The following is an 11361-nucleotide window of genomic DNA, read 5'->3' as shown; positions in this document are numbered from 1 at the left end:
CCGAAGCGAGCGCGGGGCAAAGCCCATGTGCGACGGGGCGCAATGCGAAATCGTCACCTTCGGTGGGATGGTGCGGCGGGGGGGGGGGGGCCCCCCCCCCCCCCGCAAACCCCTCAGGCAATCCACCCCGCCAGGTTCTCCTCAACCACTTCCATCAGCGCCGTGATGTGCAGATCGTCGTCGTTAAGACAGGGGATATAGGTAAAGGTCTCGCCACCCGCGTGCTCGAAGGCCTCGCGGATCTCGCCGTTGATCTCCTCGAGCGTCTCGATGCAATCGGCACTGAATGCGGGCGAGATCACCGCGATATTCTTTTTGCCAGCCTTGGCGAGTTCCGCCACATGCTCGACTGTGTAAGGCTTGAGCCATTCCTCGGAGCCGAAGACCGACTGGAAGGTCGTGTCGATATCGCCCTTCTGCCAGCCGAGCCGTTCCATCAACAGGCGCGAGGTCTTCTGGCACTGGCAATGGTAGGGGTCGCCTTCCATCAGGTAACGCTTGGGCATCCCGTGATACGAGGCCACAAGCACATCGGGGCGGGCGGGCAACGTCGTATAGACCCGCTCGACCGAAGCCGCCAGCGCCTCGATATAGCTCGGGCGGTCGAAATACTCGGGCGCGACGCGGGCCGCGGGCTGGCGCTTTTGCGTCATCAGCGCGCGGAAGAACTGATCGTTCGCCGTGGCCGAGGTCGCGCCCGCATATTGCGGGTAAAGCGGTAGGAACAGGATCTTCTCGCAGCCCTGCTTCACCATCCGATCCACAACGTCGTGGGTCGAGGGGTTGCCGTAGCGCATGCAGTAATCCACCACCACCTCGGCGCCATAGCGCACGGCGACAGCCTCGCGCAGCTTGGCCACCTGCTGCTTGGTGATTGTCATCAGAGGGCTTTCGTCGGCCTCTTTATTCCAGATCAGCTTGTAATTCGCGCCCGAGGTAAAAGGCCGCTTCGACAGGATGATCAGCTGCAACAGCGGTTGCCACTTCCACGCCGGATAGTCGATGACCCGCTTGTCCGAGAGGAACTCGTTCAGATAGCGCCGCATCGACCAGTAGTCCGTTGCATCCGGCGTGCCGAGGTTGGCCACCAGCAGACCGATCTTCGCATCGGGCACCGGCGGGTGGTCGGCGGGGGCATGGGCAAGGCGCGGATTGGTGCTCATCTTCCTGTCCTGTCTCTCTCTTCTCGGAACCTCTCCCGACTTAAAGCCTTTTGAGCGCGGGTCAATGCGACCTTTCACGAAGCACTCAGCGCGAACAACCTGAGCGGGCCTTTTGCGCCGGAACAGGGTCTATTTCGGGGGTTTCTCGCCGGCTGGCAGCTCGCGGGTGTTCAGCGCATCGGCCAACCGCTGAATGGCCGAACCGGGGCGCAGCGGCTTTTGCTGGCTTTCATGCGGCTTCCAGCCGGTCAGCCAGACCATGTCGAAGGTGGCATGCACCCGACCCTCGGGCTCGGTAAAACTCTCGGCATAGCGGCGCAGCGCCTCGACGATTACACCGCGCGGGGTGAAGCGGCGCAGCCGGGCGTCAAGCGCATTGCCCTCGCCCATGGCGCGCAGATCATGCAGCAGCCGCAGCGGGTCGGCGTAGCTAACCTTGCGCTGCACGCTGTCGGCCACCGGCAGGGCCAGACCCGAGCGTTGCAGCAAGGCGCCCAGATCGCGGATCTCGCCCATTGGCAGTACGCGCGGGCTGAGGCCACCGCTGACCGACGCCTCGGCCTCCGCCAGCACGGCGCGCAGCTCGTGCAGGGTTTGGCCGCCGAACGCCACGGCGATGAAGAGCCCGTCGGGGCGCAGCGCGCGCGCCGCCTGCACGATCTGCCCGACCGGGTCGTTGGCCCAATGCAGGCACATCGCATGCACCACCAGATCATGACCGCCCGGCTCCAGATCCAGCATCTCGTCATCGGCCACGACCTTGGCGCCGGGCAGGACGGCAAGCCACGGATCGGGAAAATTCGTCACGATGGCGGGCTGCGTAAAGGTTCTGTTAACCTCGTTGAGCCTCTCCTCAAGCTCGATCGCGGCATCTTCGTGCAGGAACAGCTCGGGTCCCTGCCGCTTGGCGCGGTCACGGTTGCGCAACAGCGCGGCTCGGTCGGTGAGTTTGGGCGGGGTGCTCATGATGGGGCGAGAGATTAGTGCGCTTCGTGACGGGATTCTAGCCGGGATCGGCAGCTTGGGGCGCGGCCTGATGCACACGGTCTTTCCCCCGCGCTGCATCGCCTGCGGCGAGGCGGTGGCCAGCGACTTCGGCCTGTGCGGCGCCTGCTGGGCCGAGACGCCCTTCATCACCGGATTGTGTTGCGATCACTGCGGCGCGCCGCTTCCGGGCGACGACCCGGCAGCGGTCCTGTGCGATTACTGCCTGCGCCACCCGCGGCCATGGCAACAGGGGCGCTCGGCGATGCTCTATTCCGGCGCGGCGCGGCGCATGGTGCTGGGCCTCAAACATGGCGACCGGCAGGATCTGGTGCGGCCGATGGCGGTCTGGCTGGCGCGCGCCTGCCAAGACGTCATCGAAGACGGAATGCTGATCGCGCCCATCCCGCTGCACCGCAAACGCTTGATAAAACGCCGTTTCAACCAGTCCGCCCTGCTTGCGCAGGCGCTGGCGCGGCGCACGGGGCTGACCTGCCTGCCCGATCTTTTCCTGCGCAGCCGCGCCACCCCCAGCCAGGAGGGTCGCAGCCGCGAGGAGCGGTTCGAGAACCTCTCGGGCGCCATCGCCATCCGCCCGCGACACAGGCAGGCATTGCACGGCAAGGCGCTACTGATCGTGGATGATGTGATGACGTCGGGCGCCACGCTGAGCGCCGCGACCGAGGCGGCCTATGCCGCAGGCGCACATAAGGTGTGTGTTGCGGCACTGGCGCGCGTTGCGAAGCATCCCTAAATCCCTATAGTCTTCGCCCCAGATCCGAGGGAACCCATGAAACGCGTTGAGATTTACACCACCCGCACCTGCCCCTATTGCATCGCCGCCAAGGCGCTGCTGACCCGCAAGGGTATCCCCTTCGAGGAAACCGACGTCGGCACCGACCCGGCACTGCGCATCGCGATGACCGAACGCGCGAACGGTCGCCGCTCGGTTCCGCAGATCTTCATCGGCGGCCAACACGTCGGCGGCTGCGACGATCTCCATGCGCTCGATGCGGCGGGCAAGCTTGACCCGATGCTGGCGGCCTGATGAAAGCGGCGCTCGTCCAACTCTCGGTGACCGACGATCCGGCAGCGAACCTGCCGGTCACCCTCGGCTTCATCCGCGAGGCGGCGGGCGCGGGCGCAGATTTCGTTCTGACGCCGGAGTGCACCAACCTGCTGTCGTCGAACCGCGCCCATCAAAACGCCGTGCTGCGCCTTGAAGAGGACGACCTGACGCTTGCCGCCCTGCGGGCCGAGGCCGAGGCGCTAGGCATCTGGCTCTTGATCGGCTCGCTCGGGCTCAAGACCCATGACGCCGACGGGCGGTTTGCCAACCGCTCCCTCCTGATCGGGCCGCAGGGCCAGATCGTCGCGCGCTACGACAAGATCCACATGTTCGACGTGGATGTCTCGGAAACCGAGCGGTATCGCGAATCCGAGGCCTACCGCCCCGGAACCCGCGCCGTGCTGACCGAGGTTGCCGGAACACCCCTTGGCATGGCGATCTGCTACGATCTGCGTTTCCCGCATCTGTTCCGCAAGCTGGCGCAGGGCGGCGCGCAGATCCTGACGCTGCCCGCGGCTTTCAACGACACAACGGGCGCTGCGCATTGGGAAAGCCTGATCCGCGCGCGCGCGATCGAGAATACCTGTTTCATGCTCGCACCCGCGCAATGCGGCACCCACGCGGCCCATGGCGGTCGCCCGCGCCGGACCTGGGGCCACAGCCTTGCCGTTGCGCCTTGGGGTGAGGTTCTGGCCGATGGCGGCACAGAACCCGGCGTCACCCTGGTCGAGATCGACCTTGCGCGCGTTGCGCAAGCAAGGGTAAGGGTGCCCTCGTTAGCGCATGACCGGGACTTCGAGGGACCATGAACGATACAACCGATCCCCTCGCCGCAACCCTCTTCGCAGAGGTCTTCACCGTGGACCAGCTGGCCCGCAACGTGGTCAGCCGTGCGCTGCCCAAGGGGATGGAGATCTCGCATTTCTCGGTGCTGAACCATCTTGCCCATATCGGCGAAGAGCGCACCCCCGCCCAACTGGCGGCGACGTTCCATGTCACGCGCGGGGCGATGACCAACACGCTTTCCAAGCTCGAATGGGCCGGCCACATCCATATCCGCCCCGATTGGGACGATGCGCGGCGCAAGTTCGTCTCGATCTCGCCCGCCGGGCGGCAGGCGCGCGATGCGGCGCTGGCGGCCTTCATGCCGGTGATCGCGGATGTCGTGCGCTCGATCGGAACCGAGCGGGTGCGCGCCGCCCTGCCGGTGCTGCGCGAATTGCGCAAGCAGCTGGAACTGGATCCCTAAGCCCATGAAAAGGCCCCGCCGAGCGAACGGCGGGGCAAGGCTGTGACCGCGGGCGGACCACGGGCACTGGCGGTAACCTAAAATGTCAGGGGAAAGCGGGCGCCCGATCAGTTCGGGCGGCCGTCCATTTCCGCACGGATCTGCTGGCGCAGCAGGTCGATGGGCACCATCTTGCCATCGCGCTTGAAGTGCCAGTAGGTCCAGCCGTTGCACGACGGCGCACCTTCGAGATGCGCGCCGACCTGGTGGATAGAGCCCTTCACGTCATTTCCGACGAGCGTGCCATCGGCGCGAACCTTCGCCTTGTAGCGATTGCCGATGGAGAAAAGCTCTTCGCCCGGGCGCAGCATGCCGCGCTCCACGAGCTGGCCGAAGGGAACGCGCGGTTCTGCGCGCTTCGAGCCGGTGATTTCGAGGGCTTCCTTGTCGAATTTCCGCACGCGGTCGATGCGCTTCTGCGCCACCGCACGGTAGGAAGCCTCGCGCTCAATGCCGATGAATTCGCGGCCGAGCATCTTGGCAACGGCGCCGGTCGTGCCGGTGCCGAAGAACGGGTCAAGGATCACGTCGCCCGGGTTCGTGGTGCCCAGGATCACGCGATGCAGCAGGCTTTCGGGCTTTTGCGTCGGATGCGCCTTGTCGCCCTGGTCGTCTTTCAGACGCTCGTTGCCAGTGCAGATCGGCAGCACCCAGTCCGAGCGCATCTGCACGCCTTCGTTAAGCGCCTTCAGCGCCTCGTAATTGAAGGTGTATTTCGCCGCTTCCGATTTCGAGGCCCAGATCAGCGTCTCATGCGCGTTGGTCAGGCGCTTGCCGCGGAAATTCGGCATCGGGTTCGACTTGCGCCACACGACATCATTGAGGATCCAGTAGCCCTGGTTTTGCAACTCGGCGCCGAGGCGGAAGACGTTGTGATAGGAGCCGATCACCCAGATCGCGCCATTGGGCTTGAGGATGCGCCGCGCCGCGGCCAGCCAGTCGCGGGTAAAACGGTCGTAGCTGGCGAAGGAGGAGAACTGATCCCAGTGGTCATCGACCGCATCGACCTTGGAATTGTCGGGCCGGTGCAGATCGCCGCGCAGCTGTAGATTATAGGGCGGATCGGCAAAGATCAGATCGACGCTTGCCTCGGGCAAGCTGTTCATGACCTCGATGCAGTCGCCCGCAATGATCTGGTTAAGCGGAAGCCGCGCGGCCTCCACAGGAGCTTTCGTTTTCGTCATCTGTGCCTCATTTCCCGTACTGCTCGGGGTGTCGACTTGTGTCGATCTGTGGCTCCAAAGATGATTCAAAGACGAATCAGCGTCAAATTCTTTTTTGAATCAAGCACTTACAGATTTTGCTTGGCACAAGATGTTGTGGACGGGTTTGAACGAACGTCTATGAACGGGGGTAACCCCAAGATCTAGAAGGGCCTGCAGATGGTCCTTGGTGGGGTAGCCTGCGTTCTTCTCCCAGCCGTAGCCGGGGTATTGTTGCGCCAAATCCACCATCAGCGCGTCGCGCGCCTCTTTCGCCAGGATCGACGCCGCCGCAATCGAGACTGACCTTGCGTCACCTTTCACCAGCGCCTCGGCCGATAGCGACAGATCGCGCGGGATGCGGTTGCCATCGACAAGCACATGGTCGGGCGCGCCTTGCAGCCCGGCGATGGCGCGGCACATCGCCAGATGCGAGGCTTGCAGGATGTTGAGGCTGTCGATCTCCTCAACGCTCGCATGGGCCACGCACCAGTCGGCGCTGGCGGTGATCTCGGCCACCAGTTCGGCGCGGCGCCGGGCGCTGAGCTTCTTGGAATCGTTCAGACCCTGCGGGATGCGCGCCGGATCCAGCACCACTGCCGCCGCCGTGACCGGGCCGCAAAGCGGGCCCCGCCCTACCTCATCGACGCCGGCGATGCGGATCAGACCGCGCGCCTGCGCGGCCAACTCGAAACTGTAATCGGGTGCCTGTGCCATGCGTGAGTCCTGCCCGCTCCGCCGGCCCCGCGCAACGAAAAACGCGAGGGCCAGTGGCCCCCGCGTCCTGCTCGTGCCTCATGTCGCGGTTAGCGGCGGCTGATGCGGAAGCCGCGATCCTCAAGGCAGTTCGTGCCATAGACCTCTTCGCGGAAACCGCGATCGCCACGAATGTCGAAGGCACAGGATTTCGGCAGGCGGACATGCTCTTTCCGCGCGATCTTTTCGAGGCAGCGTCCCTCGACCATCTGGCTACGCTGGCCGCGACGCTCGACGGTGATCATGCAGCGCGAGGGCACATCAAGGCGCACGCGCTGACGGTTGCGATCCTGATAACGGTAGTCGTAGCCGCGGCGCGCATCCCAGGGGTCATCCACGCGCTCGGCATAGGGATACCAGTTCTGGGTGTTGCTCTTGGTCGAAGGGCGCGCGTTGTCTTTCATGTTGTCCATGATGATGGCTGCGGCACCGAGACCAAGGATCAGGCCAAGCGCCTCCTTGTCGTCAAGGGCGGCGGCGGGCGTGGGGGCAACGGCGGTCAGCGCAAAGGCAGCAGCGGCGGTGGCGGCGGTGATGGCCTTGAAGGAGAAGCGGATCATGGTCAGGTCCTCGTCTAGGCGGGTTGCCCCGCGATTAGGGATGGCCGACCATTGCGCCAGCGCCGTTCGACACGCAATAACAGCCCCCTGCTATCCGATAACACCGGCAATAACCCGCTTGGCTATTGCATAGCGCCGCCGCCCATCGCAGCCTGAGCGCATGATGAAACACACCCTTCTTGCCCTTGCCCTGTTGGTCGCTGCCGCCCCCGCGCAGGCCGCCTGCTATGCCGATTACAAGGCCAAGCAGGACAATCCCTTGCGGCTGCATTACGGCGTCGCGGAACTGCCCGACAATGCCTGCTCGAAGCAGGCGGCAGCGCGCGCATTGTCCAAACGCCTCGAACGTGGGGGATGGACGCTGCTGAACATTCTCTCCATTTTCGGCCCGGAGGGGTTGGAGCAGAGGAAGGCCAGTGCCGGACAATATTTCCTCCGTTACTGAGGGCCTGCGCACAGGCAACCGCGCGGTGATCTGGGGGATCGCGGCGATCGCCATGATTCTGGCGGTCGCGGCGGCGCTTTTGTTCCTGTCGCTGCCCGATGCCAATGCCTTCAACACACGGGTCGAGCGGATCTTTGTCGAGAACGACGCGCTGACCTCGCCTGGCGAGATCAAGCTGCTTGAGGTTCTGGCCCAGTCGGGCACCGCCTTCGCCGAGGTGCTCTCGTCCTACCGCGTGATCATCTTCATTCTGCTGGTCTTCGCGACCGCGCTGATGATTGCCGCACTGGTTCTGCTGGTCATTTTCGTCAGCCTCAATCGCCGCATGTCCGAGATCCAGCGCGCCGGGATCGAGGTGCAGCGCCTGCGCATCCTGCGCGGCGAGAATGCGGTGATGCTCAACGACATGGCCTTTACCCTCACGCCCGCCGCGATCGAGACGCTGGCCGTTCTGGCAGAGGCGCGGATGGATGACGACATCCTGACCGGCGCGCAGATCGAGGCTGTAATCTCGGGCCGCCCCGAGGCCGATTGCGACGAGGCCGCCGGTGCCACCCGCATCAAGCGGCTGCGCGATGCGCTTGGAAATCAGCTCGTGGCCGAGCTTCTGGTGCGCAACATTTCACGCAAGGGTTACACTCTCACCGTAGCCAAAGAGGCAATCCGCGTGGACTGACGCGCCCCCTATTTTCCTTGCAGAGGGGGGGCCGGGGCCCTATATCGCGGCTTCACTTTGCCGCCCCGGGGGGAGTTCATGATTCCGACGCCCTACTACCTGATCGACGAAGCCCGCCTTCTCGAAAACATGCACAAGATCGCGCGGCTGCGCGAGCTGTCGGGCGCCAAGGCGCTTCTGGCACTGAAATGCTTCGCGACCTGGGGCGCGTTTGAGGCGATGAAGCCGCATATGGACGGCACGACCTCGTCCTCGCTGTTCGAGCTGCGTCTGGGGCGCGAGAAGTTCGGCGGCGAGACCCATGCCTATTCCGTCGCCTGGTCCGATGCCGAAATCGACGAGGCGATTTCCTACGCCGACAAGATCATCTTCAACTCGCTCTCGCAGCTGGATCGTTTCGCCGACAAGGCCAGCCATATCGAGATCGGCCTGCGCCTCAATCCGCGCTTCTCGACCTCGGGCTTCGATCTTGCCGACCCGGCACGCCCCTTCTCGCGGCTTGGCGAATGGGACATCGCGCGCCTTGAGGCCGCGCTGCCGCGCATCTCGGGCGTGATGATCCATTACAACTGCGAGAACCGCGATTTCGACCTGTTCGACCAGCAGCTGACCCGGATTGAGTCCGAGTTCGGCGATTTCCTGAAGAAGCTGAAATGGGTCAGCCTGGGTGGCGGCATCCATTTCACCGGCGAGGGCTACCCGCTGGAGAAACTCGCCGCGCGGCTGCGTGCGTTCTCGGAGCGGCTCGGCGTGCAGGTTTATCTGGAGCCCGGCGAGGCCTCGATCACGCAATCGACCACGCTTGAGGTCAGCGTTCTCGACATCGTCGACAACGGTAAGAAGGTGGCCATCGTCGATAGCTCGATCGAGGCGCATATGCTTGATCTGCTGATCTACCGCGAAACCGCGAAGCTGCCGCAAGAGGGCGACTACCCCTATCAGGTGGCGGGCAAGACCTGCCTTGCGGGCGATATCTTCGGCGAGGCGCGCTTTGCCGCGCCCTTGCAGGTCGGCGACCGGATTTCGGTTCAGGACGCGGCCGGCTATACCATGGTCAAGAAGAACTGGTTCAACGGCGTCAACATGCCCGCGATTGCGATCCGCCGCGCGGATGGCAACGGCACCGTCGAGTTGATCCGCGAATTCACCTACGAGGATTACGCTTCCTCATTGTCCTGAGGCCCCGGCCTCATTCACGGGCCTGAAAAGCCCCCTTCCCCTGTCCTGTCAGACTTAAGGAGACAGCCGAAGTGAAACGTAACGTGCTCATCATCGGTGCCGGTGGCGTGGCGCAAGTCGTCGCCCATAAATGCGCGCAGAACAATGACGTTCTGGGCGCCCTGCACATCGCCTCGCGCACGAAGGCGAAATGCGATGCGGTCATCGCAAGCGTTCATGCGAAGAACGCGATGAAAGTGCCGGGCACGTTCGAGGCACATGCGGTTGACGCGATGGACACGGCCGCCGTGGCCGCACTGATCCGCAAGACCGGCGCGGAAATCGTGATAAACGTGGGCTCGGCCTTCGTGAACATGACCGTGCTTGACGCCTGCATCGAGACGGGCGCGGCCTATATCGACACCGCCATCCACGAAGACCCCGCCAAGATCTGCGAGGCCCCGCCGTGGTATGGCAATTACGAATGGAAAAAGCGCGACCTCTGCGCCCAAAAGGGCGTGACCGCCATCCTCGGCGCGGGCTTTGACCCGGGCGTCGTGAACGCCTTCGCGCGCTTTGCCATCGACGAATACATGGACGAGGTGAAGTCCATCGACATCGTCGACATCAACGCGGGTTCGCACGGCAAGTATTTCGCCACCAACTTCGACCCCGAGATCAACTTCCGCGAGTTCACCGGCACGGTCTATTACTGGGAAGACCAGCAGTGGAAGGAAACCTCGATGTTCGCATCGGGCCGTGACTGGGATCTGCCGGTCGTGGGCACCTGCCGCGCCTATCAGTCGGGCCACGATGAGGTGCATTCGCTGGCTGCCAACTACCCCAACGCCGATGTGCGCTTCTGGATGGGCTTTGGCGAGCATTACATCAACGTCTTCACCGTGCTGAAGAACCTCGGCCTGCTGTCCGAGCAGCCCGTCAAGACCGCCGAGGGCCAGGAGGTCGTGCCGCTCAAGGTGGTCAAGGCCGTGCTGCCCGACCCGGCAAGCCTCGCGCCCGATTACACCGGCAAGACCTGCATCGGCGATCTGGTGAAAGGCACCAAGGACGGCAAGGACGTCGAGGTCTTCGTCTATAACGTCGCCGATCACAAGGAAGCCTATCTCGAGGTCGGCTCGCAGGGGATTTCCTACACTGCGGGCGTGCCCCCGGTGGCCGCCGCGATGCTGGTTGCAACCGGCGAGTGGGACGCCAAGACCATGAAGAACGTCGAAGAGCTGGACCCCAAGCCCTTCTTCACCATCCTCGACCGCATCGGCCTGCCGACCCGCGTTCTGGAAGGCGGCCTTGGCGGCAAGGACAAGGCCTGGAACGCCTGATCCTGCGCCGACACAGACCAAAGGCCCGCTTCGGCGGGCCTTTTGATTTGCCGGGGCCGGGATCTACTTTTCGTCTTTGCCGTACATGACCATTATGGTCTGCTGCATCACGGCGCAAAGTTTTTCGCGCCCCTCGTCGATGCCGAAGACCTCGGCCTTGGTCAGGATCAGCGTGCGGCCGGGCCGCAGCACGGTGCCGCGCGCAATCAGCTTCGATCCGACCGCCGGCGCCACAAGGTTGATCTTGTATTCCACCGTCAGGACCGAAGCCCCCTGCGGCACGGTTGTCATCGCGGCATAGCCCGCCGCCGAATCGGCGATCATGCCAACGACACCACCATGCACGAAGCCATGCTGCTGTTCGACCCCTTGCCAATGCGGCAAGTGGATCTCGGTGCGCCCCGGCGCGATCACCAGCAGCTCGGCGCGGATCAAGCCCATGGCGTTCTGACGCGCGAAGCTTGCGCGGACGGCGTCCATGATCTGGGGATCGAGGCGATCGGTCATGCCGAACGCTAAGGGCGGCTGCCCCGCGCTGTCAATCATCGCGGCGGAGGGAGGAAAAGATGGTGACCCCGACAGGATTTGAACCTGTAACCTGCCCCTTAGGAGGGGGCTGCTCTATCCAGTTGAGCCACGGGGCCATCGCCCCCTTATCGCGGGCAATCGGTTCTCGTGCAAGGGAGCGAAGATGCAAAAAGGGGGAGCGTATTGGCCCAC

The 11361-nt window shown here is 64.1% G+C and carries 14 protein-coding genes and 1 tRNA gene; 8 read left to right on the top strand and 7 right to left on the bottom strand.

Annotated elements, in window-relative coordinates:
- Positions 1-113 precede the first annotated feature (113 nt).
- Both hemH and KTQ37_RS14275 read right to left on the bottom strand, forming a co-directional pair.
- On the bottom strand, positions 114-1163 hold the full coding sequence (gene hemH / locus KTQ37_RS14280; protein ID WP_218631193.1) for a ferrochelatase: 1050 nt from the start codon (positions 1161-1163) through the stop codon (positions 114-116).
- A gap of 129 nt (positions 1164-1292) precedes the next feature.
- The gene (locus KTQ37_RS14275) at positions 1293-2129 is read right to left on the bottom strand and encodes a methyltransferase domain-containing protein (protein WP_218631192.1); all 837 of its coding nucleotides are present in this window, start codon (positions 2127-2129) and stop codon (positions 1293-1295) included.
- A gap of 70 nt (positions 2130-2199) precedes the next feature.
- Here KTQ37_RS14275 and KTQ37_RS14270 point away from each other — a divergent pair, with 70 nt between their 5' ends.
- The 4 genes from KTQ37_RS14270 to KTQ37_RS14255 are packed head-to-tail and all read left to right on the top strand — an operon-like array spanning position 2200 to position 4465.
- Positions 2200-2901: a ComF family protein gene (locus tag KTQ37_RS14270; RefSeq protein ID WP_218631199.1), complete on the top strand. Its 702-nt coding sequence runs from the start codon at positions 2200-2202 to the stop codon at positions 2899-2901.
- A 36-nt stretch (positions 2902-2937) separates the two neighbouring features.
- A complete protein-coding gene (grxC, locus tag KTQ37_RS14265) occupies positions 2938-3195 on the top strand; it encodes a glutaredoxin 3 (protein WP_218631191.1) in 258 nt (85 codons plus the stop codon).
- Positions 3195-4025, top strand: a complete 831-nt coding sequence (locus tag KTQ37_RS14260) for a carbon-nitrogen hydrolase family protein (protein ID WP_218631190.1) — start codon at positions 3195-3197, stop codon at positions 4023-4025. The genes grxC and KTQ37_RS14260 overlap by 1 nt, the downstream gene beginning before the upstream one ends.
- The gene (locus tag KTQ37_RS14255; RefSeq protein WP_218631189.1) at positions 4022-4465 is read left to right on the top strand and encodes a MarR family winged helix-turn-helix transcriptional regulator; all 444 of its coding nucleotides are present in this window, start codon (positions 4022-4024) and stop codon (positions 4463-4465) included. The genes KTQ37_RS14260 and KTQ37_RS14255 overlap by 4 nt, the downstream gene beginning before the upstream one ends.
- A gap of 107 nt (positions 4466-4572) precedes the next feature.
- Here the strand turns inward: KTQ37_RS14255 and KTQ37_RS14250 are convergent, their stop codons facing one another.
- From KTQ37_RS14250 to KTQ37_RS14240, 3 genes are all read right to left on the bottom strand, one after another.
- On the bottom strand, positions 4573-5688 hold the full coding sequence (locus KTQ37_RS14250) for a site-specific DNA-methyltransferase (protein WP_218631188.1): 1116 nt from the start codon (positions 5686-5688) through the stop codon (positions 4573-4575).
- Positions 5689-5787: 99 nt separating this feature from the next.
- Complete coding sequence (locus KTQ37_RS14245; protein ID WP_218631187.1) at positions 5788-6423, bottom strand: ribonuclease HII; 636 nt, start codon at positions 6421-6423, stop codon at positions 5788-5790.
- An 89-nt stretch (positions 6424-6512) separates the two neighbouring features.
- Positions 6513-7022 (bottom strand): hypothetical protein, encoded by a 510-nt coding sequence (locus tag KTQ37_RS14240; protein ID WP_218631186.1) that lies wholly within the window; start codon positions 7020-7022, stop codon positions 6513-6515.
- Positions 7023-7185: 163 nt separating this feature from the next.
- Here KTQ37_RS14240 and KTQ37_RS14235 point away from each other — a divergent pair, with 163 nt between their 5' ends.
- The 4 genes from KTQ37_RS14235 (at position 7186) to KTQ37_RS14220 (ending at position 10641) form a co-directional block, all read left to right on the top strand.
- Complete coding sequence (locus KTQ37_RS14235) at positions 7186-7467, top strand: hypothetical protein (RefSeq protein WP_218631198.1); 282 nt, start codon at positions 7186-7188, stop codon at positions 7465-7467.
- A complete protein-coding gene (locus KTQ37_RS14230) occupies positions 7439-8143 on the top strand; it encodes a winged helix-turn-helix domain-containing protein (protein ID WP_218631185.1) in 705 nt (234 codons plus the stop codon). Before KTQ37_RS14235 ends, KTQ37_RS14230 begins: the two co-directional genes overlap by 29 nt.
- A 78-nt stretch (positions 8144-8221) precedes the next feature.
- Complete coding sequence (gene nspC / locus KTQ37_RS14225) at positions 8222-9322, top strand: carboxynorspermidine decarboxylase (protein ID WP_218631184.1); 1101 nt, start codon at positions 8222-8224, stop codon at positions 9320-9322.
- Positions 9323-9393: 71 nt separating this feature from the next.
- Complete coding sequence (locus KTQ37_RS14220) at positions 9394-10641, top strand: saccharopine dehydrogenase family protein (RefSeq protein ID WP_218631183.1); 1248 nt, start codon at positions 9394-9396, stop codon at positions 10639-10641.
- 63 nt (positions 10642-10704) lie between these two features.
- Here KTQ37_RS14220 and KTQ37_RS14215 read toward each other — a convergent pair whose 3' ends face one another.
- A complete protein-coding gene (locus KTQ37_RS14215) occupies positions 10705-11148 on the bottom strand; it encodes a PaaI family thioesterase (protein WP_236021235.1) in 444 nt (147 codons plus the stop codon).
- A 60-nt stretch (positions 11149-11208) separates the two neighbouring features.
- Positions 11209-11285, bottom strand: a tRNA-Arg gene (locus tag KTQ37_RS14210).
- Between the last annotated feature and the right edge of the window lie 76 nt (positions 11286-11361).

The sequence above is a fragment of the Sedimentimonas flavescens genome, assembly GCF_019264375.1.
Lineage (GTDB): Bacteria > Pseudomonadota > Alphaproteobacteria > Rhodobacterales > Rhodobacteraceae > Rhodobacter > Rhodobacter flavescens.
Note: the sequence above shows the minus strand (reverse complement) of the source record. Positions and strands in the feature narration are given on the sequence as shown.

Bases quoted from the DNA above. Each gene is read 5' to 3' on its own strand.
- KTQ37_RS14275 (WP_218631192.1), bottom strand. From the start codon at position 2,129: ATGAGCACCCCGCCCAAACTCACCGACCGAGCCGCGCTGTTGCGCAAC.
- KTQ37_RS14235 (WP_218631198.1), top strand. From the start codon at position 7,186: ATGAAACACACCCTTCTTGCCCTTGCCCTGTTGGTCGCTGCCGCCCCC.
- KTQ37_RS14245 (WP_218631187.1), bottom strand. From the start codon at position 6,423: ATGGCACAGGCACCCGATTACAGTTTCGAGTTGGCCGCGCAGGCGCGC.
- hemH (WP_218631193.1), bottom strand. From the start codon at position 1,163: ATGAGCACCAATCCGCGCCTTGCCCATGCCCCCGCCGACCACCCGCCG.
- grxC (WP_218631191.1), top strand. From the start codon at position 2,938: ATGAAACGCGTTGAGATTTACACCACCCGCACCTGCCCCTATTGCATC.
- KTQ37_RS14240 (WP_218631186.1), bottom strand. From the start codon at position 7,022: ATGATCCGCTTCTCCTTCAAGGCCATCACCGCCGCCACCGCCGCTGCT.
- nspC (WP_218631184.1), top strand. From the start codon at position 8,222: ATGATTCCGACGCCCTACTACCTGATCGACGAAGCCCGCCTTCTCGAA.
- KTQ37_RS14270 (WP_218631199.1), top strand. From the start codon at position 2,200: ATGCACACGGTCTTTCCCCCGCGCTGCATCGCCTGCGGCGAGGCGGTG.
- KTQ37_RS14260 (WP_218631190.1), top strand. From the start codon at position 3,195: ATGAAAGCGGCGCTCGTCCAACTCTCGGTGACCGACGATCCGGCAGCG.
- KTQ37_RS14215 (WP_236021235.1), bottom strand. From the start codon at position 11,148: ATGACCGATCGCCTCGATCCCCAGATCATGGACGCCGTCCGCGCAAGC.
- KTQ37_RS14255 (WP_218631189.1), top strand. From the start codon at position 4,022: ATGAACGATACAACCGATCCCCTCGCCGCAACCCTCTTCGCAGAGGTC.
- KTQ37_RS14250 (WP_218631188.1), bottom strand. From the start codon at position 5,688: ATGACGAAAACGAAAGCTCCTGTGGAGGCCGCGCGGCTTCCGCTTAAC.